This is a genomic window from Bacillus sp. FSL K6-1218, from assembly GCF_038006445.1.
GTDB classification, from domain to species: Bacteria; Bacillota; Bacilli; order Bacillales; family Bacillaceae_G; genus Bacillus_A; species Bacillus_A thuringiensis_S.
This window is the reverse complement of record NZ_JBBOVE010000001.1, coordinates 4239742-4263574: the sequence shown is the minus strand read 5'-3', so window position 1 is coordinate 4263574 and position 23833 is coordinate 4239742. Positions and strand designations below refer to the sequence as shown.

Genomic DNA, 23833 nt, shown 5'->3' with positions numbered 1-23833 from the left:
AATAAAAGCATCACGTCAACAATTAACTTTAATTATTTTGCATTTTTCTTATTTTCTTTATGAAATTTTTCAATTTGTAAAATTAGACAGAAGAAAAAACAGCCTTTTGAAGGGCTGTTAAAAATTTGATTTTTTATATAGTAATTTATATAAAATAAAAAATAAGATAGCAATTAAAGCATTTTGCCAAAAGGTTAGATGATAAATGAGATAAGGTTGCTTTTTAAAATAAACATGTAAAAATACAGATGCGCAAAATGGGGTAGCGAACGCGAATCCAAATAGAATTCTTCTTTTCCAATTTATTTTTTGATCAAAGGAGTAACGCTTTAATAAATATAAAATAAGCAGTATTCCTAGAATAATTAGTGAAACAGAAAAAGTAGTTCCAGGGATACTAAAAACTGGGGTTAATTGTTCCGCAGTATTTCCAAAGGTTGAAATAAAAAACGAAACAATTGCATCGATTCCAAACTGTATAGCAAGAAGGAAGCTAACAACAAAACCGATTGAAGAAGTTTTTTCTAATTTTGTTTGGGATGGTAAAGCTGATATAAGTTCATCGCAATAAGATTGTAAATCACTACCGAAAATGTCATAAGCGCTTTTATTTTCTGTTTGTGCTTCGATGAGGTGATCTAATATTTCTAGTAACAGTTCCTCCATTTGTTGCTCAGGTACGTTTGATATTCGAAGATATACTAACATATCGCCATAAGCAGCTTCGTTTTCGGAAGTTAGAAGCTCACGTTTTTTATTATTCAATTCAATCATGTCTTGTGCATTCATTCCTATCACTCCCCCTGTAATAAGTTATTTACCGTAGTAGAAACCATTCCCCAGCTTTGTTTAAATTCTTCAAGTTGTTCTAATCCTTTAGTGGTTACGTGATAATATTTTCGCTTTGGACCGAGTGAGGAAGCTTTTAATGTTCCTTCAATCAATTTTTCTTTTTGCATACGTAACAATAACGGATATATGCTCCCTTCGCTTACGAATGTAAAGCCGTGTTTATTTAATTTTGTGCTCAGTTCATATCCGTACACTTCTTCTTGTGAAATGATGTATAGGATGCAACCTTCGAGCACACCTTTTAACATTTGGCTGTGCATGATTTTACCACCTTTTATTTTAGGTAACTTGCATTGCAAGGTAGATGTTATCCAAATTATAACATTCAGTAACTTGCAACGCAAGTTACTGAAGTGGAAAACTTTAATGAGTGTTAATTTTTCAATGCTTCCCATACTAACGAGAGGAGGGAAGCGTATGAAACCATTTATGCCAAAACTCGTTTACTTTGAACCAAAGGCACTTGAATATCCACTTGGAAAAGAGCTTTATGAGAAGTTTACGAAGATGGGATTAGAAATTCGTGAAACGACATCACATAATCAAATTAGAAATTTGCCAGGAGAAAATGATTTGCAAAAGTATCGTAATGCAAAGGCTACACTTGTCGTTGGAGTGAGGAAGACGCTAAAGTTTGATACGTCAAAACCGTCAGCTGAATATGCAATTCCGCTCGCAACAGGGTGTATGGGACATTGTCATTATTGCTATTTGCAAACGACACTTGGGAGTAAGCCTTACGTTCGTGTGTATGTCAATCTTGATGAAATATTTGAGAAGGCAAAGCAATATATGGATGAAAGGGCACCTGAAATAACAAGATTTGAAGCAGCGTGTACATCAGACATTGTTGGAATTGATCATTTAACACATGCATTAAAGCGGGCGATTGAATTCATTGGAGAAAGTGAATATGGGTGCTTACGTTTCGTCACGAAATATTCGCACGTTGATCATTTATTAGATGCAAAGCATAATGGGAAAACTCGTTTTCGATTTAGTATAAATTCACGATATGTAATTAAAAATTTTGAACCAGGGACATCGCCGTTTGAGGAGCGAATAAAGGCGGCACGTAAAGTAGCAGGTGCAGGTTATCCACTTGGTTTTATAGTTGCGCCACTTTATATGCATGAAGGATGGGAAGAAGGATACCGTGAACTATTTGAGCGACTGTACAATGCGCTGAAAGATATGACGATACCAAATTTAACGTTTGAATTAATTCAGCATCGTTTTACGAAACCAGCGAAAAAGGTTATTCAAGAGCGTTATCCAAATACGAAACTTGAAATGGATGAAGAGAAGCGGAAGTATAAATGGGGACGATATGGCATCGGAAAATATGTATATAAAAAAGATGATGCAGCAGTGTTGGAAGAAACGATAAGAGTGTATATAAATGAGTTTTTTCCTAATGCAGAAATACAATACTTTACTTAAGAGGAGTCTGTATGCAAATACAGATTCTTTTTTGTTTTATATATTTAGGCTCGTTTCCACCTTGTCACGTTATTCTTTCTGGTGTATCATTTTATTGATTGCTTCGTACGGAATAAGCAAAATGAACTTGGATGGAGGAAACCGATGCCTACCCCTAGTATGGAAGATTATATTGAACAAATTTATTTGTTGATTGATGAAAAGGGTTATGCCCGCGTATCTGATATTGCTGAAGCGCTTAGTGTACATCCATCCTCTGTAACAAAAATGGTGCAAAAATTAGACAAAGATGAATATCTAATTTATGAAAAATATAGAGGGCTTGTATTAACAACAAAAGGTAAAAAAATCGGAGAACGTCTCGTATATCGTCATGACTTGCTAGAGCAATTTATGCGTATTATCGGTGTGGATGAAGGTAAGATTTACAATGATGTAGAAGGAATTGAACATCATTTAAGTTGGGAAGCGATTGATCGCATTGGTGATTTAGTGCAATACTTTGAACAAGATGCAGTCCGAGTGGAAACACTTCGCGGTGTTCAAAGAGCAAATGAAGAGAAAAGTAATTAAGGGGAACGTATGGCGTTTCCTTTTTTATTTCAATTCGAAAAGGATGGGAGAATTATGAAAGCAATTATTTTTGATTTTGATGGATTAATTGTGGACACAGAAACGATATGGTTTCACTCTTTCAGAGATGCTGTTCGTGAATACGGTGGAGAACTACCTTTAGAGGAATTTGCGAAATGCATTGGAACAACAGATGAGGTACTTTATGCATATTTAAATGATCAATTAAAAGAGAAGTTTAACAAAAGTGCATTAAAAGAAAAAGTGGCAACTTTACATAAAGAGAAAATGAAAATACCAGAAGCTCGTGACGGGGTAAAAGAATATTTAGAAGAAGCGAAAGAAATGGGATTAAAAATCGCACTAGCTTCTAGTTCGTCTAGAGAATGGGTTATTCATTTTTTAGAAGAGCTACAGATTCGAGATTATTTTGAAGTCATTAAAACGAGAGAAGATGTTGAGAAGGTAAAACCAGATCCAGCTCTTTATCGAGTTGCAATAGAAGAATTAGGAATTAAGCCGTCTGAAGCTATTGTATTTGAAGATTCATTAAATGGATTGAGAGCAGCAATTGCAGCGGGATTAACGTGCGTTGTGGTACCTAATGATGTGACACGGAATTTACCATTTGAAAATCATCATCTTCGAATTGAAAGTATGAGAGAGAAAAGTTTAAAAGAAGTGCTTCAAAGTATAAAAAAAGACCGTACTTCCTAAAAGGAAGCACGGTCTTTCTTTTTGCTTTTTTTGCCTTCAATGACAGTTAAATGAGACTGTTTTCTTTTTCGTTTCAAAGTGGAAGAATTCCCTTTTTTACTTTTGTCATTAGAAGTATTTGACTTAAAGAAAGAATTGCCTAGGGGTGCTACATTTTGTTTCCCATGTTTGCGGTTCGATTGTTTTGCCGCACGCTTATATGAGCTTTGCGAATTTGCAGAACCACTGGAATTTGTAAACATCTTGTATAGCAAGTAAAAGATACCGACAACAAGTAACATGTACCCGATATTTCTTAATACACCCATGGGATTTGTAATAACAGATGAAACAAGGCCGAATATTGCCAATCCGATAATAAGCACAAATATAGCGAAAGTAAACGAACGACCGTTCATAAGGGACACCTCCTAAAAACGTATATTAAAATTAGTATATTAACGATGAGGAAAGGAGTTGAACACCATTTTTAAATAATTATTGTTTGTTCTCTAAACGTAATAATTCTTCAAACGATGCAATTGCTACTTCCACTTGATCATCTGTTGGTTCTTTCGTTGTTAATAGTTGTAGCCATAATCCAGGATATCCAAGTACGCGTAATACGGGAATATCTCGTAATCGATTTGTAAATTGCAATACTTCAAAAGAAATACCAAGTACAACTGGAATTAATAAAATTCTGTTTATAACTCGTGCCCAAAGAGGATCTGTAGGGACTAGGAAATAAACGAACATTCCAATAATGACTGTAAATATAATAAAGCTACTGCCGCATCTATAATGGAGACGAGTTTGCTTTTGAACGTTTTCTACAGTCAGAGGAAGGTCATTCTCGTAAGCATTGATTACCTTATGCTCTGCACCGTGATACTGAAATACCCGCTTAATAAGTGGGGTTAAAGAAATAAAGTATATATAGCTCAATAATAGCATGAGCTTAATGACACTTTCGACAATGATTTGCCCAGTATGGGATGGGAAAATCGGTCTTGTTAATTCAGCTAATAGTGCAGGAACTGCTGTGAAAATGACTTTACCGAATATGAAAGATAAAACGCCAACGGCTGCAACTCCTAATACCATCGTTAATTTTGATTGTTCTTCTTTTTTATTTGCAATTTGTTCATCATCTTCTGGGTGGACGTCAAATCGTTCAGAAGCGAAGTTTAAATGCTTTGCTCCATTCGCACTTGCATCCACAATAGCGGCAATCCCTCGTAAAAATGGAATTTTTTTTAGGATAGATAATACTTTATTGCGAACGCGTGGTAATCGATAAAATTCAATCGATTTATCTTTACGACGAACCGCTGTAACAGTATATTCTCTACCGCCAAACATAACTCCTTCTATGACCGCTTGCCCGCCATATATTTGTTTTGACTCTTCTGCCATGTTAACACCAACCTGTATTTGTTTCTCTCTTATGTAGAAAAAGAGGCAATTGTCATACTGGGTTCTGTCGTTTTGAAATAAGACAATCACCGAGTTTCCTTTATTTTATCGGCAAATACAAGTAGATGACAAGGGAAAATGTTATGAGAGTCGGACATTTCTTATTCTTTTTATAGACAAATTTCGCAGGATTTAAACATGCTTCAAAATAGTTTCGGGCATACTATTGAGCGGAGGTGTCGATGTGAGTCAAGAACAATTAGGAACAAGGAATTTTGTGCAGATCGGTTTGTTTGGTGGAATCTTTTGGGGCGGGATATGGTATTTCCTTCATATATTTTCATTCACGGAGGCGGGACCGAATTATTTCCTTTTACCATTTGCGTTTGGAAGTTGGAAAGAGGGTGTATGGGGCAATGTGTCCGGAATAGTGTGTATGGGACTTCTTTCAATTTTGATTTCCTTTTTATATAAAGCATTTTTTGCAAAGTTTGAAGGGATTATTGCGGGAATTATTTATGGGCTATTTTGGTGGGTATTACTGTTTTTGGGGATGGGTTTAATGGCCCCTGTTATTAAAAGTGCGCTTCATTTACCAAAAGAGACAATTGTAACGACAATATGTATTTTTATATTGTATGGTGTGTTTATAGCATATTCTGTTTCTTATGCAGTAAATAGCAATAAAGCAGAACAAGAAGGGCAAGAGAAGACGAACTATTCAAATAAGTAACTCCTATGTTAAAATAGTGTATAGATATTTAATATTAAGGAGTTTTAAGAATATGAAAAAGTTACTCCTCGTAAACGGTCCTAACCTAAATCGCCTCGGTGTTCGTGAGGTAAATGTATATGGAAAGGGCACGCTAGCGACACTTGAAGCAGATATGAAGCAAGAAGCAGAAACAATGGGAGTGGAGTTAGAATGTTTCCAATCGAATCATGAAGGTGCCATTATCGACATTATTCATGAAGCGGAAGATATATATGAAGGGATCATTTTAAACCCGGGAGCATTTACGCATTATAGCTATGCGATTCGTGATGCCATTGCGAGCATTTCGATTCCTGTTATTGAAGTACATATTTCTAACATTCATCAGCGTGAATCGTTCCGTCACGAATCTGTGACGGCAGCTGTTTGTGCAGGACAAATTGTTGGATTTGGTTTTTATGGCTATAAGTTAGCGTTATTTGCATTAATGGAGAAATTGAGGGAGGCATAAAGTAATGGAGAAAATTGAAAGATTACGAAGTGCGTTTGATGAGGCTGGCATTGACGGTATTTTGTTAACAAATGAACATAGTCGTAGATATATGGCTAACTTCACAGGAACAGCAGGCGTTGTTCTTATTTCAAAAGATCGTGCTCAATTTATTACAGATTTCCGTTACGTCGAGCAGGCAAGTAAACAAGCGGTTGGATATGAGATTGTACAGCACGCAGGATTAATCATTGATGAAGTGGCAAAGCAAGTGAAAGAGCTTGGAATTCAAAAGCTTGGTTTTGAGCAAGATACTCTTACATATAGTTCTTATTCAGCGCATAAGGAAGCGATTGATGCTGAATTTATCCCGACTTCTGGACTTGTAGAAAAGTTACGCTTGATAAAGACTGATTCAGAGATTAAGATATTAAAGGAAGCTGCACAGATTGCAGATGCTGCCTTTGAGCATATTCTATCATTCATTCGCCCGGGAGTATCTGAAATTGAAGTGTCAAATGAACTTGAATTTTTCATGAGAAAACAAGGAGCAACATCTTCTTCGTTTGATATTATCGTTGCTTCAGGTCTTCGTTCGGCATTACCGCACGGCGTGGCATCTGAAAAAGTGATAGAAACAGGAGATTTCGTTACATTAGACTTCGGCGCTTATTACAAAGGATATTGCTCTGATATTACTCGTACGATTGCAGTCGGTGAACCATCTGATAAATTAAAAGAAATTTATAATATCGTTTTAGAAGCACAACTACGTGGTGTGAACGGTATTAAAGCTGGTTTAACAGGTCGCGAGGCTGATGCGCTAACGCGTGATTACATAACGGAAAAAGGATATGGTGAATACTTTGGACACTCCACTGGTCATGGAATCGGTCTTGAAATCCATGAAGCACCAGGTTTAGCGTTCCGTTCTGATACAGTACTTGAACCAGGTATGGCTGTAACAGTAGAACCAGGTATTTATATTCCAGGTATTGGCGGCGTACGTATTGAAGATGATATCATTGTGACAAGTGAAGGTAATGAAGTAATTACGAAATCACCAAAAGAACTTATTATTTTGTAATACACAGGAGGATTTTTTTACATGATTTCAGTAAACGATTTTCGTACAGGTTTAACAATTTCAGTGGACAATGCCCTTTGGCAAGTACTTGATTTCCAACACGTAAAGCCAGGTAAAGGTGCTGCATTCGTTCGTTCTAAACTACGTAACCTTCGCACAGGATCTGTTCAAGAGAAAACATTCCGTGCAGGTGAGAAAGTAGAAAAAGCACACATCGAAAACCGTCGTATGCAATACTTATACGCAAGCGGTGAGGCTCACGTATTTATGGATAACGGAACTTATGAGCAAATCGAGCTTGGTGAAAACCAAATCGAGCGCGAGCTTAAATTCCTAAAAGAAAACATGGAAGTAGCAATTATGACTTACCAAGGCGAAGTACTTGGTGTTGAGCTTCCAAATACAGTTGAATTACAAGTTACAGAAACAGAGCCTGGTATTAAAGGTGATACTGCTTCTAACGTAACAAAACCAGCTACATTAGAAACTGGTCTTGTTGTACAAGTACCAATCTTCATTAACGAAGGCGAAATGCTTATCATCAACACTGGTGAAGGTAAATACGTTTCTCGTGCATAGTAGAAAAGCACTCGTGATTATCACGAGTGCTTTTTTTTATAGGAAATAGGGTAGATAGTAAATAGCTGTTATTATAAAACTGAAAGCTGTAAGACTAGCAGCACCTACTGTGTAAGGGCTCCATGTCATATGAAAAGGTTTTACTTCACCTGTTTTATATATAGTGTGATCAATGTTGGCATTTTGGTTTACATTTAAAGCAATGAGCCAAATTGTACCGAATATCCCTAAGCTACCGAGGAAAAAGGTCTCTATAAATGACCAACCGACCAATAATGAAAAAAGATAAATAAGAGCTAATTCTACTACAACGGTTAAACTAATTTTCAATGCCTTCATGTTTTTCCTCCTCACTCTGTAATTCCAACCAGTTTAAAAAATTTTCACGTGACACGACATGCAGAGAGCAAGGCGACCTTACTTCTTTTTCTATTGCGGCGTGTTCATCTGGAAACTTGTTTTCCACGTGCAATGAAATATAAGGTAGTTTTTCTTGTGCTTTTAATGAGCGGATATTATTCGTCTTAGCACCAGCAAATACGCAGGAAAGTTGTAAGTCTAAAAAGGCGATTTTAAAGATTTCTTTTTTTGCAGCCTCGTTATAGCCTTTTCCCCAGTACGGATAGCCGAGCCAACTACCAATGTGAGATTGTTTCTTCTCATTATTAATATGTTTAAGTGTGGTAAGGCCAATTATTTCATTCTCTTCATTCACAACCATTCTCGATAAGGATTTCTTTTGGCGCTCTTCTTCTATTGCGAAAAGAAGAAATTTTTTCGTGTTTTCGATGTTTTCTACCGTTATCCCCAATGCATTTTTTATATGTGGATCACTTGATAGCTCGAAAATCACATTTGTATAGCGTAAATCTAGTGGTAATAAAGTAACGTGCTGCATGGTTTATACCCCTTTTAAACTAAATGTACCATAATATACCATAAAATAATATGAATATTCAGATTATCATGCGATCTTTAGAGAAAAATTATGTTTTTACTTCTGAAATAGACAACCTCTGCATATGGTTGTACAAATATATTCTTTTTTAGAATACGAAGTTAGTAACTGTTACGGGAGAAGGTGGAAGAATGAAACAGTGGCTAGCGGCAATGGAAACATCCGTGCTTGTTATGGGAGCACTTCGATTATTTTCAGGTAGTGCGGAGATATTTGCTGCTTTGCTTATGCTTTATGTGAATGATGCGAAGAAAGCGTTGTTTATAAATGGTATGTTAGCGTTTGTTGGACCTACCGTATTAATTTTAACAATGACAATTGGGATAGCGAGTGTAGCAAGTGAAATTTCTTTCTTGAAGCTCTTTTTTCTAGCGCTTGGAATTTGCTGTATTTTTATCGCATTACTGAAATAGTAAGTCGAGTATAGTGGGGAGAAGCCGATGAAAGAGGTATTAGAAGTTTTACCAAAAACGATGAAGTACTTAATTGAAGAATGTAAGCAATACGATGCTTTAGAGGAAATTCGTGTTCGAATTGGAAGACCGCTAGAGTGTATTGCACACGGAAAGGTATTTTTTTATGACTATATCACTACTGCAGAGGATGCTATTTATTTATTGAATAAGTTAAGTCAATTCTCAATTTATACGATGGAAGAGGAATTAAAACGTGGGTATGTGACGCTTCGCGGGGGGCATAGAATCGGGTTAGCGGGAAAAGTCATTACAGAAAAAAGCGCAGTGAAAATGATTCGTGATGTCTCTTCCTTTAATATTCGTATTGCTCGTCAAAAAATAGGGATTGCTGAACCGCTTTTGGCATATTTGTATGAAAAAAGGTGGTTAAACACGATGGTAATTGGCCCCCCGCAAACGGGAAAAACGACACTTTTAAGAGATGTAGCACGTTGCATGAGTCAAGGGGTAAGTGCTTCGGAAATTCCTTCCTGTAAAGTGGGGATCGTTGATGAACGGTCAGAAATTGCTGGCTGTGTGAAAGGGATCCCGCAATATGATTTTGGTACCCGAGTCGATGTGTTAGACGCATGTCCAAAAGCAGAAGGAATGATGATGATGATTCGTTCTATGAGTCCTGATATTTTGATCGTAGATGAAATTGGCCGTAAAGAAGATAGTGAAGCAATTATGGAGGCAGTGCATGCAGGTGTTCAGCTTTTTATAAGTGCACACGGATTCTCCTATGAGGATGTTGTGAAACGCCCATCGTTAAAGGCAGTGCTGGAGCTTGGGATATTTGATAGGTTTGTGGAGCTATCAAAAGCGAGGGGTCCAGGAACGGTTATGCAGGTGAAAGATAAATATGGAAAACCAGTGTTATCAAATAGAAAGGCTGAGGGCGTATGGTGAAAATATTCGGTGCAGTGTTAATCGTTGCGGTCAGCACCTTTTTCGGGTTTTCATACGCTAAAAGATATAGTGAGAGGCCGAGGCAACTTAGATTATTAAAATCAGCACTTCAATCATTAGAGGCAGAAATTATGTATGGACACACACCTTTATCTGAGGCTGCCGAGCGATTAGTTAAACAAATGCCAAAGCCATTAAATTGGATCTTTCAAAGTTTTGCTAAAAAACTAGAAAGTGGAGAACAAACAGTGAGGGAAGCTTGGATAGATAGTTTGAAAGAGAATTGGAAGTTGACGGCTTTTCAACAAACCGAGTATGAAATACTGCAGCAATTTGGTGAAACGCTCGGGCAACATGATCGTGAATCACAACAAAAACATATTCGCTTATGTATTACACATTTGGAGAGAGAAGAAGAGGAAGCAAAAGCTTTACAACTGCAATACGAGAAAATGATCAAGAGCTTAGGGGTACTAGCAGGGCTGCTTATTGTAATTTTACTGCTATAGGGGGGGAGAAAGGCGATGTCCATTGATGTTGGATTAATATTTCAAATCGCCGGAATCGGCATTGTTTTAGCTTTCATTCATACTGTACTAAAAGAATTGAAGCGTGAGGATATTGCAAATTGGGTTATCCTTGTCGGTTTTGTCGTCATTTTATTTCATGTTGCATTTTTAATTAATACGCTATTCGACAAGATTAAAAGTGTCTTTCTCTTCCAGTAAAGGAGGCGGTTCGAATCGAAATTATACAAATTGTCGGATTAGGCCTCGTTGCTACGTTTTTAGCTGCTGTTTTGAACCAGCATAAATCTAGCATTACATCTTTATTTATTGTGTTCGTAGGTAGCGTGATGTTTCTTATTTTAATTGATCAAATTCATTCTATTTTACAAATGATTGAGAGAGTAGCGAGTGAAGCGAAAGTTAGTAACGTCTATGTGGAAACGTTACTAAAGATTATTGGAATTGCTTATATTGCTGAGTTTGGAGCCCAAATTACAAAAGATGCTGGTCAAGGTGCCATCGCTTCGAAAATTGAACTTGCTGGGAAAATCCTCATTCTCGTTATGGCAATTCCTATTTTGACGGTTGTAATTGAAACTATTCTCGGATTTTTACCGACGGGATAAGGGGGAGTGAATGTTGAGGAGGTTTGGAGCTAAGCTGCTATTTGCTTGCTTCCTTTTCTTTTCTTTACCGGTTGTTGTACAAGCTTCTCCTGTAGAAACAAACGTCGTTGATCAACAATTGGATAAGCTCGGAATTGAAGATGTGAAGCAATTTTGGGACGGGCTTGTTACAAAATATGGAGGCTATTTGCCAGAGAGTCAAAAAGGGAGTTTTATGGAGTTTGTAAAGGGAGAAAAAGAATTCTCTCTAAAAGAGTGGATGATAGGGTTATTAAAATATTTATTTCATGAGCTTGCAGCTAATGGAAAACTGCTTGGCACACTTATTATGCTCACAATCTTTAGTGCATTGTTGCAATCACTGCAATCCGCTTTTTCAAAAAGTAGCGTAAGTAAAATTGCTGATGCTGTTGTATATATGGTACTTATTATTTTTGCTTTAAATAGTTTTTATGTCGTTATGACATATGCAAGAGAAACGATACAAACAATGGTAGATTTCATATTAGCATTATTGCCAATTTTGCTGGCGCTTATAGCAACTGGCGGGGGAGTTGTATCTGTATCGTTTTTTCATCCGGTTATCATTTTCTTAATGAATACGAGTGGGCTTCTTATGAATTATATCGTTCTACCACTTTTATTACTGGCAACGATATTAAGTATTGTAAGTACAATGAGTGATCAATATAAAGTGACGAAATTGTCCAAGCTTCTGCAAAATGTTAGCGTTGGGATTATCGGTATCTTTTTAACGATTTTTTTAGGAGTATTATCTGTACAAGGAACAGCAACAGCCGTTGCTGATGGAATAGCTGTGAAAACTGCTAAATTTGTAACAGGAAACTTCATTCCAGTAGTTGGAAGGATGTTTACAGAAGCGGCAGATACTGTTATCAGCGCATCAGGATTATTGAAAAACACAGTCGGAATTATTGGGCTCGTCATTTTATGCTTAATTGTTGCTTTTCCAGCGATTCAAATTTTCTGTATCGCATTTATTTATAAATTCGCAGCAGCAGTATTGCAACCGGTTGGCAGCGGAGCAATTATTCAATGCTTAGACATTATTGGACGAAGCATCATTTACGTATTTGCTTGCTTAGCTATCGTATCATTTATGTTCTTTTTAAGTATTACAATTATTATTGCTGCGGGGAATATTACACTTATGATGCGGTAGGAGGTGAAGAGTATGCAATTTGTTACAGAGTGGATTAGAAATATTATCGTTTTTTTGCTCTTAGCGACAATGCTTCATCTTATTCTTCCAAATTCGAATTTGCAAAAATACGTTAAATTTGTTGTAAGTCTTTTGTTAGTTGTATTAATTTTAACGCCTCTTTTTAAACTATTGCAGACAGATGTAAATGAAGTAATTGCAAATTTTAATGAAGAAAAGTACGTAGCAGAAGGATCTGTAAAAAATTCAATAGATTCGAAGAAAAAAGAAATACAAGCTCTAACACGTGCATATAGTTTAGAAGAGATGGCTACCAAAATGAAAAAAGAAGTAGGAAAAGAGTTTGAGAAAAAGTATGGTATGACTGTCTCTGAAATACAAATAGTCGCAGCAGAAAATACAGAAGAAGTAAAGTCAGCGAAAGATATTCAATCTGTTGTTGTGACGTTGAAAGAAAAAGAACGCAGTAAAAATGATGCAATCGAAACAGTAAAGCCAATTGAAATTAATACGAAAGAGCCTCCAAAAAAAGTGGAAGAAACGAATGTGGAAATGAAAGATTTCTTTTCAAGCAGGTGGCAACTAGAGGGTAAACAAATCCAAGTTCAAATGGAAGGGAGGACAGGTAGAGTAAATGGACAATAAAGATAAAAATTCGAAGTTCTCATTTTTTCGAAACTTATTGAATGGGGATCAAAAAGAAAGCAACGAGAAGGGTAAAAAGGTAACACCTAAGTTTTTACTTGTCCTACTCATACTTGGAATTTTGCTTATGTTTTCTAGTAGTCTCTTTTCAAGTAAAAAAGAAGAAGTACCTGTATTTAAAGAACAAAAAACTCAAAACCAAGAAAAAGACGTACCAACTTTCGGACAAAAAAATAATGATAGTATGTCAAATGTAGAAAAATATGAAAAAGCGTATGAACAAGAATTAAAAGCTGCTTTAGAAGAAATAGCAGGAGTAAAAGACGTAACGATTAAAGTGAATTTAGATTCATCTGAAGAAAAAATTTTAGAAAAAAATACAGTGAAACGCTCACAAACAACAGGTGAAACAGATAAAACAGGCGGTAAAAGAGAAGTAGAGGACGAGTCTCTTGATGAAAAGACTGTCATTATACGTGAAGGGGATAAAGAAACTCCTGTTGTTTTACGAACAGAGAAGCCGAAAGTACGTGGTGTTCTTGTCGTAGCAAAGGGAGTGGATAATATACAAGTTAAAGCAATGGTAAAAGAAGCTGTGATAAGGCTGCTAGATGTACCGGCCCATCGCGTTTCAGTTTCACCGAAAAATTGATAGGGAGGAAATAAAGTGTTAAAAAAACAAACAGTTTGGCTATTAACGATGTTAAGTTTAGTTGTTGTACTATCTGTGTATTACGTGACAACTCCTGACAAAATGAATACAGCATCGCCGGCAACAGGTGAAAAGATTGGACAAGAAAAACAAGGTACTGATAAAGCAGTAACAAACGAAGCACCTAAAGAAACCCCGAAAAAAGAAAATACAAGCAAGGAAACAACAAATAAAGAAACAACGAATAAAGAAACAGACAAAAAAGAAAATACTAAAAAAGAAACAAGTAAAAAAGAGGGTAATGTATCAGTTCAATCAAGTGATGAGAATTTCACAGCTTTACGTATGCAAATGGAAGATCAACGTAGTGAAGCGAAAGCAAAATTACAAGAAGTGATGAATTCTTCGAAATCTTCAGCAACAGAAAAGAGTAAAGCGAAAGATAACTTTGATGCAATCACTACAATGGAAACGAAGCAAGAATTACTTGAGACAGTAATTAAATCTCAAGGAGGATATCCAGATGCTCTTGTAAGAGCTGATGGTACAGATATTAGAGTAACGGTTAAAGCGGCAAAACATTCACAGAAAGAAGCAAATAAAATTATTCAACTTGTAAGAAGTGAAGGCGGATCAAAAGATGTAGGTGTGAAATTTGATCCACCAGCGAAATAAGTGAAACTTTAATCCGTAGGGGTTTCCCTGCGGATTATTACCTTTTACTAAGCAAAGGGTATGCAAATAGTGAAATAGAGTATGTAAGTAAACGTGTTAATAGAAAAAAGCTATCATTTTCGATAGCTTTTTTCTATTTTGTCTTTGTAGTTATTTTTACTATGTTCAACTCGGAATGGAGAAACACGTTGTGAGTAAAAGATTAATGGTTCATGGTACTGATGATTACTTTTTCCGGATTTGACGTGGATGCAAAGAACGCATGCCCAAACGATTACGGCAGGTAAAAAGAGAATGAGCCATATCATATTTCCACACCTCGGCACAATATATTTTCTACACTTTGAACATACTATTCTTATATGAAGGAATGATGAACGGCGTGTAAACAAAAATTAATATTTGGTAAAAATATGTTATTGACTATAGATGTGGTGAAGAGTGGAGAGGGAATGGCGTGTTTGCTGTGTAACGTTTTGAAAAAGTAGTGAATGTTTTTTTTGAAGTGGTCTTGCCAATTTCATGTGAAACTTGGTATTATTACTAGGTAATAATTTTTTATTGGAATAATATTTTTTACAGGAGTTTCGATTTATTATAAAGAAATATAAATTGGAATGTTTAAAAAATTTATCGTAAGATGGACATAGTAAATATTTCTATTAGTTAATGAAATATATTTTCTAATAGAATACATCGTATTTTTACAGTCAATCTAGTTTTCGTGACGAGAATCTGTAAAAACGGGACAAACAAGAGTATGGGAGTGGATTTTACATGTTTAAAATTCAAGAAGTTCGTGAATTAATTAAATTAATTGATAGCTCTAATATTGATGAATTTGAATACAAAAAAGACGGTACAACAATCAAAATGAAAAAGCGTGGTAATGAAGTTGTTGCTGTACAAGCACCTGCAGCAAAACAAGCTATGCAACCAGTAGCGCCTGTTGAAGTTGAAACGACAGTAGCAGCAGCGCAAGCAGAAGCACCAAAACAAGAAGAGAAGAAAACTGTTCAAGATGAAAACCTACATAAGATTACCTCACCAATGGTAGGTACATTCTATTCTTCATCTTCACCTGATACACCTCCATATGTAAGTGTTGGGGATAGAGTATCGAAAGATTCTATCGTATGTATTGTCGAGGCTATGAAGTTATTTAACGAAATTGATGCTGATGTAGAGGGCGAAATTGTTGAAATTCTTGTTAATAACGGACAGCTTGTTGAGTATGGACAACCGCTATTTCTTGTAAAAGCGTAATAAGGGAGTCTTTGTGATGATAAAAAAAGTATTAATAGCCAATCGTGGGGAAATTGCTGTACGAATTATTCGTGCTTGTAAAGAAATGGACATTGAAACAGTTGCAATTTATTCAGAAGCAGATAAAGAGTCACTTCACGTACAGATTGCAGATGAAGCGTATTGTGTAGGACCAACGATTTCGAAAGAAAGCTATTTAAATTTGACGAACATTATTAGCGTTGCGAAGTTAACAGGCTGCGATGCTATTCATCCGGGATACGGATTCTTAGCAGAGAATGCAGATTTCGCAGAGTTATGCCGTGAATGTAACTTAATTTTTATCGGTCCAAGTCCAGAAGCTATTTCAAAGATGGGCACAAAAGACGTTGCTCGTGATACAATGAAAGAAGCAGGGGTTCCGATTGTACCAGGTTCACAAGGGATTATTAAAAATACCGAAGAAGCGATCGAGCTTGCTAATCAAATTGGATATCCAGTTATTATTAAAGCGACTGCAGGTGGCGGCGGAAAAGGTATTCGTGTTGCACGCCATGAAGAAGAGCTTATAAAAGGAATTCAAATTACACAGCAAGAAGCTAGTACCGCTTTTGGGAACCCTGGTGTATACTTAGAAAAGTACGTTGAAGATTTCCGCCATGTTGAGATTCAAATAATGGCAGATACACACGGAAATGCCATTCATTTAGGAGAGCGTGATTGTACAATTCAGCGCCGTTTGCAAAAACTATTAGAAGAAAGTCCATCACCTGCACTTGATGAAGATATTCGCAAGCAGATGGGTGAAGCGGCAGTAAAAGCGGCGGTAGCGGTTGATTATACAGGTGCTGGTACGGTTGAGTTTATTTATGAATATAAAACGAAAACCTTTTATTTCATGGAGATGAATACGAGAATTCAGGTAGAGCATCCGGTTACTGAAATGGTAACGGGAATGGACTTAATTAAAGAACAAATTCTTGTTGCTTCAGGAGAAAAGTTATCGTTACAGCAAGAAGAAGTACAATTTAATGGTTGGGCAATTGAATGTCGAATTAATGCGGAAAACCCTGCCAAAAAATTTATGCCATCTCCAGGTAAAGTAGAAATGTACTTACCACCAGGAGGATTTGGTATTCGCGTCGATTCAGCTGTATATCCGGGATATTCCATCCCACCTTTCTATGATTCGATGGTTGCTAAATTAATTGTTCACGGAAAAACACGTGAAGAGGCAATTGCAAAAATGAAGCGCGCACTTAGTGAATTTGTCATTGAAGGCGTACATACAACAATCCCGTTCCATTTGCAATTGCTAGATCATCCTGATTTTGTAAAAGGTGAGTTTAATACGAAGTTTTTGGAAGAGCATGAACTTGTGACGCAGTGATACATTAAAGGAGGTTTTTTTCATGGCTGAACATATGTTAGATATGGGTCAAGATACAACTCTTGGTAAAGTAGAAATTGCACCAGAAGTAATTGAAGTAATTGCAGGTATTGCAGCTGCTGAAGTAGAAGGTGTAGCGGCAATGCGCGGTAATTTTGCTACAGATGTTGTTGAGAAGTTAGGTAAGAAAAATCATGGTAAAGGTGTAAAGGTTGAATTAGCAAACGAAGATATTATCGTTGACCTTTATGTTGTAATGTATTTTGGTGTAGCAATTCCAGTTGTTGCACAAAAGATTCAAGACAATATTCGCCAAGCGCTCTTTACAATGACAGGACTTGAGCCAAAAGAAGTGAATGTTCACATCGTTGGCGTAACATTCGAAACACAAAAAACAGAAATCGAACCAGTGTAAGAATGAAAAGGTGCCTAGTAACATAGGCATCTTTTTTATCGTTTCATTTCTTCACAAATTACAACCCTCTAATTATTATACTATTTCAAAAAATAAGAAATAAATAAGAAAATGTGTCGTTTTTCCAAAAAACGTACATTGTGATAAGATATGGAACTTGAAGTTAATCTTTTTATTATTTTTCAGCCTTGTAACCCGTGTGTGAAACGATAAATTGTGTTATTATCATTGTATTATAAGGTTGGAAAATCAATGAAAACTGTAAGAGTAAGTGAATTGACGGCTTATAAATTATAATAATATAACAAAGTATAAGGAAAGACTTGAAGCATAAAGGAGAGTTACAATGAAACGTAGGACGGCTAGAGAAAGAGCAATGCAAGCATTATACCAAATGGATATTACAGGTGAATTAGAACCGAAAGTAGCAGTGGAAAACACGCTAGATGAAGGCGAAGAAACAAATGAGTTTCTAGAGTCACTTGTAGTAGGTTTTGTAGAAAATAAAGAAGCAATCGATGAAGCGATTCGTCAAAACTTAAAAAAGTGGAAGCTTGAGCGTATTAGTATTGTTGATCGCAGTATTTTACGTGTAGCTGTGTATGAAATGAAGTACATGGAAGAAATTCCACACAACGTAACAATTAACGAAGCAATTGAAATTGCTAAAACATTTGGGGATGAGGAATCTCGTCGTTTTATTAACGGCGTTTTATCTAATATAAAAGATACACTGTAAATTCTTTAAGGGGGAATCTTAAAATGGTAGCAGTAATCATCAAAGGAAATGAAGTTGCGGAGAAAAAACGAGCACAATTAACAGAAGAAGTTGTGAAGTTGAAAGAGCAAGGGGTTGTACCAGGATTAGCAGTTATTTTAGTTGGAGAAGATCCAGCATCTCGTTCTTATGTAAAAGGAAAAGAAAAAGGCTGTGAACAAGTAGGGATTTACTCAGAGCTAATTGAACTTCCTGAAACAATTACTGAGGAACGCTTGCTTGCTGAAATCGATCGCTTAAATGGCGATGACCGCATTAATGGCATATTAGTGCAATTACCTTTACCAAAACATATTGAAGAAAAAGCTATCATTGAAAGAATTTCACCAGAAAAGGATGTAGACGGATTTCACCCAATCAGCGTGGGACGTATGATGACGGGACAAGATACATTCCTTCCATGTACACCGCATGGTATCGTAGAATTAGTAAAAGAAACAAATCTTGATATTTCTGGAAAACATGTAGTAGTAATTGGAAGAAGTAATATTGTCGGTAAACCAGTGGGACAATTGTTCTTAAATGAAAATGCAACTGTCACATATTGTCATTCTAAGACGCAAAATATGAAAGAGTTATCGAAGTTAGCGGATATTTTAATCGTAGCTGTTGGACGACCTAAAATGATAACAGCGGATTATATTAAAGAAGGAGCGGTTGTAATTGACGTTGGTGTAAACCGTTTAGAAACAGGTAAACTTTGTGGTGATGTTGACTTTGACAACGTGTTAAATGTTGCGGGTTACATTACACCTGTGCCAAAGGGTGTTGGTCCAATGACAATCACAATGCTTCTTCATAATACTGTTGAATCTGCCAAACGTGCAGGTGTCGTTTGTAAATAATTTGAGTCGGCTATGAGGAGAGAGAAATGGAGAAGCAATATTTAACCGTTACAGCGTTAACACGCTATATAAAAACAAAAATAGAATATGATCCGCATTTGCAGTCTGTTTGGTTAAAAGGTGAAATTTCCAACTTTAAAAATCATAGCCGTGGCCACATGTATTTTACATTGAAAGATGAAAATGCAAGAATCGCAGCGGTTATGTTTGCGGGTCATAATCGTAATATTAAATTCAAACCTGAAAATGGGATGAAGGTACTCGTGAAAGGGAAAATCTCTGTTTACGAGGCGAGTGGTTCTTATCAAATTTATATTCAAGACATGCAGCCTGACGGAGTCGGAAATTTACATTTAGCGTACGAACAGTTAAAAGTTCGTTTAGAAGAAGAAGGACTTTTTTCTCAAGTTTATAAAAAAGCAATTCCTCCTTACGCTAAAACAATAGGTGTGATTACGTCGCCAACAGGAGCAGCGATTCGTGATATTATAACAACGATTAAACGTCGTTATCCAATTGGGAATGTTATTGTATTTCCGGTACTTGTACAAGGGGAGTCAGCGGCTCCCTCGATTGTACAAGCGATTCGTACAGCGAATGAAATGGGAGAGATAGATGTACTAATCGTTGGCCGTGGTGGAGGTTCTATTGAGGAATTATGGGCTTTCAATGAGGAAATGGTTGCAAGAGCAATCTTTAAGAGTGAAATTCCTATTATTTCGGCAGTAGGCCATGAAACGGATTTTACAATCGCAGATTTTGTTGCAGATTTACGCGCGCCAACACCGACTGCAGCAGCTGAGCTGGCAGCACCTAACATTATAGAGTTACAAGAAAAGGTATTACAAAGAACTCTGAGATTGCAAAGAGCGATGAGAGAGTTAGTACATAAAAAAGAAGAAAAACTACAAGTGTTGCAAAGATCGTATGCGTTCCGTTATCCAAGACAAGTATATGAGCAAAAGGAAGAGCAATTAGATAGAGCGCTAGAACAGCTTGTTTTAGCTAAAGAGCGCTATATTGATAAAAAGGTGAATCAGTTAAAGCAACTTTCATTTTATTTAGAGAAGCACCACCCATCTCAAAAAATTATGCAAACGAAGGTAGCTGTTGAAACGTTGCAAAAGCAATTACAACGTGAAATGCAAACGTTACTTCAAACGAAAGAATTTGCCTTTGTAAGAGCTGCTCAAAAACTTGAAGCGTTAAGTCCGCTTAAAGTAATGATGAGAGGGTACGGGCTTGTATATGATGAAGAGAAGCAAGTGTTAAAAAGTGTGAAAGATGTAAGCCTTGGAGATGCTGTTTCAGTTCAATTACAAGATGGAATACTAGATTGTAGCGTATCAGGCATAGAGGAGCGTGAATTGAATAATGGAAAATAAATTAAGCTTTGAAGAGGCAATTTCGCAACTTGAGCATCTTGTTTCTAAGCTAGAACAAGGTGACGTACCGTTAGAAGAAGCGATTTCTTATTTTAAAGAGGGCATGGAGTTATCTAAGCTTTGTGATGAGAAGTTGAAGAATGTACAAGAACAAATGGCAGTTATTCTTGGGGAAGATGGAGAGCTTGAACCGTTTACTGCTGTAGGAGATGAAGCATAGTGACGATTGCTTTTGATACTTTTTTGAAAGAAAGTAAAACTTTCGTAGAAGAGAAACTTGTAAGCTATGCAAATGAATTACAATGTCCAAATGTACTTCGTGAAGCGATGGCATATTCTTTGGAAGCGGGTGGAAAACGTCTCCGCCCGTTACTTTTGTTTGCAACATTACAAGCGTTTGGGAAAGAAAGAAATCTTGGAATAGGTGCAGCTTGTGCTCTTGAAATGATTCATACATATTCTTTAGTTCATGATGATCTACCTTGTATGGATGATGATGATTTAAGAAGAGGAAAGCCCACAAATCACAAAGTATTTGGTGAAGCGATGGCAGTTTTAGCAGGAGATGGCTTATTGACGTATGCTTTTCAAGTTATTATGGCATATGAGCAAAAAGAAATTTCTGCCGAAAAAAAAGTAAGACTTGTACTTGAACTTGCAAAAGCAGCAGGACCAGAAGGAATGGTTGGCGGACAAGTGGCAGATATGGAAGCTGAAGGGAAACGCCTTACGATTGATGAACTGGAGTACATCCATAAACATAAGACGGGAAAACTGCTTGAGTTTGCTGTACTTGCGGGTGCGATACTTTCTGATGCAACAGAAGAGCAAGAAGAAAAATTGCTTACGTTTGCCAAATATATCGGTCTAGCTTTCCAAATTCGAGATGATATTTTAGATGTCGAAGGAACCGAAGAAGAGATTGGGAAACCGATTGGTAGTGATCTTTCTAACGAAAAGAGCACATATACGACGTTGTTTACTGTAGATAGAGCAAAGGATATTTTAGAAGAAACAATTGCAGAAGCAAAAGGTGCGATTAGCTCCTTGCAATTACAAGATGAATATTTACTATCTATTTGCGATTTAATTGCAAAACGTAATAACTAATATAACAGCGTTTTCATTTGTTGAGTCATTCATCATTTTATGATATAACTGTAGGAAAAGGTTTTTCTTTTCTTGTTATTGGCAAAAATATATGTAGATTACATTGCCGTTATCACTTCGTGTTAGCGGCTATTTTTTTCATCGCCTAAAGAAATATGGTTTATAATAGGATTAGGGCGCAATAGACTGGTTAATATCGGGACAAGACGAAAAATAGAAAAGAGAATTTCTTGTTTTGTGTAAATGTTTTTTATAATATTTGACATGTTGACAGATTATGAAATGAAAGTGAGTGATCCATGTGGATCTAACGCAAATTCAAAACCCTAGTTTTTTGAAAGATATGTCTATCAGTGAACTAGAGGGATTGAGTGAGGATATTCGTAAGTTTTTAATTGAAGAGCTCTCTCAAACAGGTGGACATATTGCACCTAATTTAGGTGTAGTAGAACTCACAATTGCTCTGCATAAATTATTTGATAGCCCGCAAGATAAATTTTTATGGGATGTAGGACATCAATCCTATGTACATAAAATTTTAACTGGACGCGCGAAAGAGTTTGGTACATTAAGGCAATATCAAGGCCTATGTGGTTTTCCGAAACGTTGCGAGAGTGAGCACGACGTATGGGAAACTGGTCATAGCTCGACATCGTTATCGGCTGCAATGGGAATGGCTCTGGCACGTGATTTAAAGAAAACGAAAGAATATGTTATACCAATTATTGGAGATGGTGCTTTAACAGGCGGAATGGCTTTAGAGGCATTGAACCATATTGGACATGAAAAGACAGATATGATTGTTATTTTGAATGATAATGAAATGTCAATTGCACCAAACGTTGGTGCGCTCCATAATGTACTTGGTCGTTTACGTACCGCAGGAAAATATCACTGGGTAAAAGATGAATTAGAGTATATATTAAAGAAAATCCCAGCAGTTGGCGGGAAAGTGGCTGCGACAGCAGAGAAAATAAAAGATAGTCTTAAATATTTACTAGTATCTGGTGTCTTTTTCGAAGAGTTAGGCTTTACATATTTAGGTCCAGTCGATGGGCATGATTATGAAAAGTTATTCGAAACGTTGCAATATGCAAAGAAAACAAAAGGCCCAGTGCTTGTTCACGTTATTACGAAAAAAGGAAAAGGTTATAAACCGGCCGAGAGTGACGTTATTGGAACTTGGCATGGAACAGGACCTTATAAAATTGAATCAGGTGACTTCGTTAAGCCGAAAGAAGTTGCACCAGCATGGAGTGCTGTTGTTAGTGAAACAGTACTTAAGCTAGCGAGAGCGGATGAGCGTATCGTAGCAATTACACCTGCAATGCCTGTTGGATCAAAACTTGAGAAATTCCAAAAAGAATTCCCAAATCGTATGATTGATGTAGGTATTGCAGAACAGCATGCTACAACAATGGCAGCAGGTATGGCAACGCAAGGAATGAAGCCATTCTTAGCAATTTATTCGACATTTCTACAAAGAGCATATGACCAAGTTGTTCATGATATATGCCGCCAAAATCTAAATGTTTTCATTGGAATAGATCGCTCAGGATTAGTAGGAGCAGATGGTGAAACGCATCAAGGCGTATTTGATATCTCATTCTTACGTCACTTGCCAAATATGGTGCTTATGATGCCGAAAGATGAAAATGAAGGGCAACATTTAGTTTATACGGCGATGAAATATGAAGATGGACCAATCGCATTGCGTTATGCGCGCGGTAATGGACTTGGCGTTCATATGGATGAAGAATTAAAGGCGATTCCGATCGGTACGTGGGAGACGTTAAAAGAGGGTACACAAGCAGCTATTTTAACGTTTGGTACGACAATACCAATGGCAATGGAAGCCGCTGAGCGTCTTGAAAAAGCTGGAGTTTCAGTGAAAGTAGTGAATGCTCGCTTTATTAAACCAATGGATGAAGCATATTTACATGATCTTCTAGGAAAGAATATACCGATTTTAACGATTGAAGAAGCTTGCTTAATTGGTGGTTTTGGAACAGGAGTAGTTGAATTTGCATCTGAAAATGGTTACCATAGTGCATTAGTTGAACGAATGGGTATTCCAGACCGCTTCATAGAGCACGGAAGTGTAACAAAATTATTAGAAGAAATTGGTTTAACGACAGATGCTGTCGTAGACCGTATTCATACAATGATTCCATCAAAACAAAAAAGGGCGTAACA

Annotated in this window: 32 protein-coding genes; 25 read left to right on the top strand and 7 right to left on the bottom strand. The window is 36.7% G+C overall.

Features of this window, described 5'->3' with window-relative positions; all coding sequences use genetic code 11:
• Positions 1 to 117 precede the first annotated feature (117 nt).
• Positions 118 to 789, bottom strand: coding sequence for a DUF1129 family protein (locus tag MHI26_RS21685; protein WP_061666297.1), 672 nt, complete (start codon positions 787 to 789; stop codon positions 118 to 120).
• Positions 790 to 794: 5 nt separating this feature from the next.
• The gene (locus MHI26_RS21680) at positions 795 to 1112 is read right to left on the bottom strand and encodes a PadR family transcriptional regulator (RefSeq protein ID WP_061666298.1); all 318 of its coding nucleotides are present in this window, start codon (positions 1110 to 1112) and stop codon (positions 795 to 797) included.
• Positions 1113 to 1269: 157 nt separating this feature from the next.
• Here MHI26_RS21680 and splB point away from each other — a divergent pair, with 157 nt between their 5' ends.
• The 3 genes from splB (at position 1270) to MHI26_RS21665 (ending at position 3585) form a co-directional block, all read left to right on the top strand.
• Positions 1270 to 2295, top strand: a complete 1026-nt coding sequence (gene splB, locus MHI26_RS21675; protein WP_061666299.1) for a spore photoproduct lyase — start codon at positions 1270 to 1272, stop codon at positions 2293 to 2295.
• A 144-nt stretch (positions 2296 to 2439) separates the two neighbouring features.
• Positions 2440 to 2868: a transcriptional regulator MntR gene (gene mntR / locus MHI26_RS21670; protein ID WP_001143082.1), complete on the top strand. Its 429-nt coding sequence runs from the start codon at positions 2440 to 2442 to the stop codon at positions 2866 to 2868.
• Between the two features lie 54 nt (positions 2869 to 2922).
• Positions 2923 to 3585: an HAD family hydrolase gene (locus MHI26_RS21665; protein ID WP_061666430.1), complete on the top strand. Its 663-nt coding sequence runs from the start codon at positions 2923 to 2925 to the stop codon at positions 3583 to 3585.
• Here MHI26_RS21665 and MHI26_RS21660 read toward each other — a convergent pair.
• Together MHI26_RS21660 and MHI26_RS21655 are read right to left on the bottom strand one after the other, a co-directional pair.
• Positions 3582 to 3983: an SA1362 family protein gene (locus MHI26_RS21660; protein WP_001014463.1), complete on the bottom strand. Its 402-nt coding sequence runs from the start codon at positions 3981 to 3983 to the stop codon at positions 3582 to 3584. The genes MHI26_RS21665 and MHI26_RS21660 overlap by 4 nt on opposite strands.
• 79 nt (positions 3984 to 4062) lie before the next feature.
• On the bottom strand, positions 4063 to 4983 hold the full coding sequence (locus MHI26_RS21655; protein WP_000807119.1) for a DUF1385 domain-containing protein: 921 nt from the start codon (positions 4981 to 4983) through the stop codon (positions 4063 to 4065).
• A gap of 244 nt (positions 4984 to 5227) precedes the next feature.
• Here MHI26_RS21655 and MHI26_RS21650 point away from each other — a divergent pair, with 244 nt between their 5' ends.
• From MHI26_RS21650 to efp, 4 genes are read left to right on the top strand one after another with little or no spacing between them, the layout of a single operon-like run.
• On the top strand, positions 5228 to 5716 hold the full coding sequence (locus tag MHI26_RS21650; protein ID WP_000076887.1) for a YqhR family membrane protein: 489 nt from the start codon (positions 5228 to 5230) through the stop codon (positions 5714 to 5716).
• Positions 5717 to 5768: 52 nt separating this feature from the next.
• Positions 5769 to 6209, top strand: a complete 441-nt coding sequence (gene aroQ / locus MHI26_RS21645; protein ID WP_000735140.1) for a type II 3-dehydroquinate dehydratase — start codon at positions 5769 to 5771, stop codon at positions 6207 to 6209.
• Positions 6210 to 6213: 4 nt separating this feature from the next.
• Positions 6214 to 7275, top strand: a complete 1062-nt coding sequence (gene pepQ, locus MHI26_RS21640; protein ID WP_000411037.1) for a Xaa-Pro dipeptidase — start codon at positions 6214 to 6216, stop codon at positions 7273 to 7275.
• Positions 7276 to 7296: 21 nt separating this feature from the next.
• Complete coding sequence (gene efp, locus MHI26_RS21635; RefSeq protein ID WP_000626517.1) at positions 7297 to 7854, top strand: elongation factor P; 558 nt, start codon at positions 7297 to 7299, stop codon at positions 7852 to 7854.
• A 36-nt stretch (positions 7855 to 7890) separates the two neighbouring features.
• Here efp and MHI26_RS21630 read toward each other — a convergent pair whose 3' ends face one another.
• Entirely contained in the window at positions 7891 to 8193 is a 303-nt protein-coding gene (locus MHI26_RS21630; protein ID WP_000645575.1) for a hypothetical protein, read from the bottom strand.
• On the bottom strand, positions 8174 to 8752 hold the full coding sequence (locus MHI26_RS21625; protein WP_001165001.1) for a GNAT family N-acetyltransferase: 579 nt from the start codon (positions 8750 to 8752) through the stop codon (positions 8174 to 8176). The genes MHI26_RS21630 and MHI26_RS21625 overlap by 20 nt, the downstream gene beginning before the upstream one ends.
• A gap of 191 nt (positions 8753 to 8943) precedes the next feature.
• Here MHI26_RS21625 and MHI26_RS21620 point away from each other — a divergent pair, with 191 nt between their 5' ends.
• The 9 genes from MHI26_RS21620 to MHI26_RS21580 are packed head-to-tail and all read left to right on the top strand — an operon-like array spanning position 8944 to position 14469.
• Positions 8944 to 9225, top strand: a complete 282-nt coding sequence (locus tag MHI26_RS21620) for a YqhV family protein (RefSeq protein WP_000816050.1) — start codon at positions 8944 to 8946, stop codon at positions 9223 to 9225.
• Positions 9226 to 9252: 27 nt separating this feature from the next.
• Positions 9253 to 10179 carry a stage III sporulation protein AA gene (spoIIIAA, locus tag MHI26_RS21615; protein ID WP_000665904.1) on the top strand — a complete coding sequence of 309 codons (927 nt, stop codon included), beginning with the start codon at positions 9253 to 9255 and terminating at the stop codon, positions 10177 to 10179.
• Positions 10173 to 10688 carry a stage III sporulation protein SpoIIIAB gene (gene spoIIIAB / locus MHI26_RS21610; RefSeq protein WP_000238702.1) on the top strand — a complete coding sequence of 172 codons (516 nt, stop codon included), beginning with the start codon at positions 10173 to 10175 and terminating at the stop codon, positions 10686 to 10688. The genes spoIIIAA and spoIIIAB overlap by 7 nt, the downstream gene beginning before the upstream one ends.
• Positions 10689 to 10703: 15 nt before the next feature.
• Positions 10704 to 10907: a stage III sporulation protein AC gene (gene spoIIIAC / locus MHI26_RS21605; RefSeq protein ID WP_000020914.1), complete on the top strand. Its 204-nt coding sequence runs from the start codon at positions 10704 to 10706 to the stop codon at positions 10905 to 10907.
• Positions 10908 to 10930: 23 nt separating this feature from the next.
• Positions 10931 to 11314, top strand: coding sequence for a stage III sporulation protein AD (gene spoIIIAD, locus MHI26_RS21600; RefSeq protein WP_077393170.1), 384 nt, complete (start codon positions 10931 to 10933; stop codon positions 11312 to 11314).
• Positions 11315 to 11324: 10 nt separating this feature from the next.
• Positions 11325 to 12497 (top strand): stage III sporulation protein AE, encoded by a 1173-nt coding sequence (gene spoIIIAE, locus MHI26_RS21595; protein WP_000946111.1) that lies wholly within the window; start codon positions 11325 to 11327, stop codon positions 12495 to 12497.
• 12 nt (positions 12498 to 12509) lie between these two features.
• Complete coding sequence (gene spoIIIAF, locus MHI26_RS21590; protein WP_001161037.1) at positions 12510 to 13142, top strand: stage III sporulation protein AF; 633 nt, start codon at positions 12510 to 12512, stop codon at positions 13140 to 13142.
• A complete protein-coding gene (gene spoIIIAG, locus MHI26_RS21585) occupies positions 13132 to 13794 on the top strand; it encodes a stage III sporulation protein AG (protein WP_000368887.1) in 663 nt (220 codons plus the stop codon). Before spoIIIAF ends, spoIIIAG begins: the two co-directional genes overlap by 11 nt.
• A 15-nt stretch (positions 13795 to 13809) precedes the next feature.
• Positions 13810 to 14469, top strand: coding sequence for a SpoIIIAH-like family protein (locus tag MHI26_RS21580; RefSeq protein WP_000914712.1), 660 nt, complete (start codon positions 13810 to 13812; stop codon positions 14467 to 14469).
• Positions 14470 to 14582: 113 nt separating this feature from the next.
• Here the strand turns inward: MHI26_RS21580 and MHI26_RS21575 are convergent, their stop codons facing one another.
• Positions 14583 to 14777, bottom strand: a complete 195-nt coding sequence (locus MHI26_RS21575) for a hypothetical protein (protein WP_003309905.1) — start codon at positions 14775 to 14777, stop codon at positions 14583 to 14585.
• Between the two features lie 469 nt (positions 14778 to 15246).
• On the opposite strand from MHI26_RS21575, the gene accB reads away from it, so the two are divergent.
• The 9 genes from accB (at position 15247) to dxs (ending at position 23831) form a co-directional block, all read left to right on the top strand.
• The gene (gene accB, locus MHI26_RS21570; RefSeq protein ID WP_000472863.1) at positions 15247 to 15735 is read left to right on the top strand and encodes an acetyl-CoA carboxylase biotin carboxyl carrier protein; all 489 of its coding nucleotides are present in this window, start codon (positions 15247 to 15249) and stop codon (positions 15733 to 15735) included.
• Between the two features lie 16 nt (positions 15736 to 15751).
• On the top strand, positions 15752 to 17104 hold the full coding sequence (accC, locus tag MHI26_RS21565; RefSeq protein WP_000592870.1) for an acetyl-CoA carboxylase biotin carboxylase subunit: 1353 nt from the start codon (positions 15752 to 15754) through the stop codon (positions 17102 to 17104).
• 22 nt (positions 17105 to 17126) lie between these two features.
• Positions 17127 to 17519 carry an Asp23/Gls24 family envelope stress response protein gene (locus MHI26_RS21560; protein WP_000807630.1) on the top strand — a complete coding sequence of 131 codons (393 nt, stop codon included), beginning with the start codon at positions 17127 to 17129 and terminating at the stop codon, positions 17517 to 17519.
• A gap of 346 nt (positions 17520 to 17865) precedes the next feature.
• Positions 17866 to 18258 carry a N utilization substance protein NusB gene (gene nusB / locus MHI26_RS21555; RefSeq protein WP_000830247.1) on the top strand — a complete coding sequence of 131 codons (393 nt, stop codon included), beginning with the start codon at positions 17866 to 17868 and terminating at the stop codon, positions 18256 to 18258.
• A gap of 23 nt (positions 18259 to 18281) precedes the next feature.
• On the top strand, positions 18282 to 19142 hold the full coding sequence (gene folD / locus MHI26_RS21550) for a bifunctional methylenetetrahydrofolate dehydrogenase/methenyltetrahydrofolate cyclohydrolase FolD (protein WP_061666300.1): 861 nt from the start codon (positions 18282 to 18284) through the stop codon (positions 19140 to 19142).
• A 26-nt stretch (positions 19143 to 19168) separates the two neighbouring features.
• Positions 19169 to 20527 (top strand): exodeoxyribonuclease VII large subunit, encoded by a 1359-nt coding sequence (xseA, locus tag MHI26_RS21545; protein ID WP_061666301.1) that lies wholly within the window; start codon positions 19169 to 19171, stop codon positions 20525 to 20527.
• The gene (gene xseB, locus MHI26_RS21540; protein ID WP_000428424.1) at positions 20517 to 20747 is read left to right on the top strand and encodes an exodeoxyribonuclease VII small subunit; all 231 of its coding nucleotides are present in this window, start codon (positions 20517 to 20519) and stop codon (positions 20745 to 20747) included. Before xseA ends, xseB begins: the two co-directional genes overlap by 11 nt.
• A complete protein-coding gene (ispA, locus tag MHI26_RS21535; RefSeq protein ID WP_061666302.1) occupies positions 20747 to 21637 on the top strand; it encodes a (2E,6E)-farnesyl diphosphate synthase in 891 nt (296 codons plus the stop codon). The genes xseB and ispA overlap by 1 nt, the downstream gene beginning before the upstream one ends.
• Positions 21638 to 21938: 301 nt before the next feature.
• On the top strand, positions 21939 to 23831 hold the full coding sequence (gene dxs, locus MHI26_RS21530) for a 1-deoxy-D-xylulose-5-phosphate synthase (protein ID WP_000366456.1): 1893 nt from the start codon (positions 21939 to 21941) through the stop codon (positions 23829 to 23831).
• The last annotated feature ends 2 nt before the right edge of the window (positions 23832 to 23833 follow it).

Coding starts and splice junctions, on each gene's coding strand:
- spoIIIAC (WP_000020914.1), top strand. CDS start 10,704: ATGTCCATTGATGTTGGATTAATATTTCAAATCGCCGGAATCGGCATT.
- MHI26_RS21620 (WP_000816050.1), top strand. CDS start 8,944: ATGAAACAGTGGCTAGCGGCAATGGAAACATCCGTGCTTGTTATGGGA.
- accC (WP_000592870.1), top strand. CDS start 15,752: ATGATAAAAAAAGTATTAATAGCCAATCGTGGGGAAATTGCTGTACGA.
- MHI26_RS21685 (WP_061666297.1), bottom strand. CDS start 789: ATGAATGCACAAGACATGATTGAATTGAATAATAAAAAACGTGAGCTT.
- aroQ (WP_000735140.1), top strand. CDS start 5,769: ATGAAAAAGTTACTCCTCGTAAACGGTCCTAACCTAAATCGCCTCGGT.
- accB (WP_000472863.1), top strand. CDS start 15,247: ATGTTTAAAATTCAAGAAGTTCGTGAATTAATTAAATTAATTGATAGC.
- nusB (WP_000830247.1), top strand. CDS start 17,866: ATGAAACGTAGGACGGCTAGAGAAAGAGCAATGCAAGCATTATACCAA.
- xseB (WP_000428424.1), top strand. CDS start 20,517: ATGGAAAATAAATTAAGCTTTGAAGAGGCAATTTCGCAACTTGAGCAT.
- folD (WP_061666300.1), top strand. CDS start 18,282: ATGGTAGCAGTAATCATCAAAGGAAATGAAGTTGCGGAGAAAAAACGA.
- MHI26_RS21560 (WP_000807630.1), top strand. CDS start 17,127: ATGGCTGAACATATGTTAGATATGGGTCAAGATACAACTCTTGGTAAA.
- MHI26_RS21660 (WP_001014463.1), bottom strand. CDS start 3,983: ATGAACGGTCGTTCGTTTACTTTCGCTATATTTGTGCTTATTATCGGA.
- MHI26_RS21655 (WP_000807119.1), bottom strand. CDS start 4,983: ATGGCAGAAGAGTCAAAACAAATATATGGCGGGCAAGCGGTCATAGAA.
- spoIIIAF (WP_001161037.1), top strand. CDS start 12,510: ATGCAATTTGTTACAGAGTGGATTAGAAATATTATCGTTTTTTTGCTC.
- MHI26_RS21630 (WP_000645575.1), bottom strand. CDS start 8,193: ATGAAGGCATTGAAAATTAGTTTAACCGTTGTAGTAGAATTAGCTCTT.
- MHI26_RS21625 (WP_001165001.1), bottom strand. CDS start 8,752: ATGCAGCACGTTACTTTATTACCACTAGATTTACGCTATACAAATGTG.
- spoIIIAG (WP_000368887.1), top strand. CDS start 13,132: ATGGACAATAAAGATAAAAATTCGAAGTTCTCATTTTTTCGAAACTTA.
- splB (WP_061666299.1), top strand. CDS start 1,270: ATGAAACCATTTATGCCAAAACTCGTTTACTTTGAACCAAAGGCACTT.
- spoIIIAB (WP_000238702.1), top strand. CDS start 10,173: ATGGTGAAAATATTCGGTGCAGTGTTAATCGTTGCGGTCAGCACCTTT.
- spoIIIAE (WP_000946111.1), top strand. CDS start 11,325: ATGTTGAGGAGGTTTGGAGCTAAGCTGCTATTTGCTTGCTTCCTTTTC.
- MHI26_RS21665 (WP_061666430.1), top strand. CDS start 2,923: ATGAAAGCAATTATTTTTGATTTTGATGGATTAATTGTGGACACAGAA.
- mntR (WP_001143082.1), top strand. CDS start 2,440: ATGCCTACCCCTAGTATGGAAGATTATATTGAACAAATTTATTTGTTG.
- MHI26_RS21680 (WP_061666298.1), bottom strand. CDS start 1,112: ATGCACAGCCAAATGTTAAAAGGTGTGCTCGAAGGTTGCATCCTATAC.
- efp (WP_000626517.1), top strand. CDS start 7,297: ATGATTTCAGTAAACGATTTTCGTACAGGTTTAACAATTTCAGTGGAC.
- pepQ (WP_000411037.1), top strand. CDS start 6,214: ATGGAGAAAATTGAAAGATTACGAAGTGCGTTTGATGAGGCTGGCATT.
- MHI26_RS21575 (WP_003309905.1), bottom strand. CDS start 14,777: ATGATATGGCTCATTCTCTTTTTACCTGCCGTAATCGTTTGGGCATGC.
- xseA (WP_061666301.1), top strand. CDS start 19,169: ATGGAGAAGCAATATTTAACCGTTACAGCGTTAACACGCTATATAAAA.
- spoIIIAA (WP_000665904.1), top strand. CDS start 9,253: ATGAAAGAGGTATTAGAAGTTTTACCAAAAACGATGAAGTACTTAATT.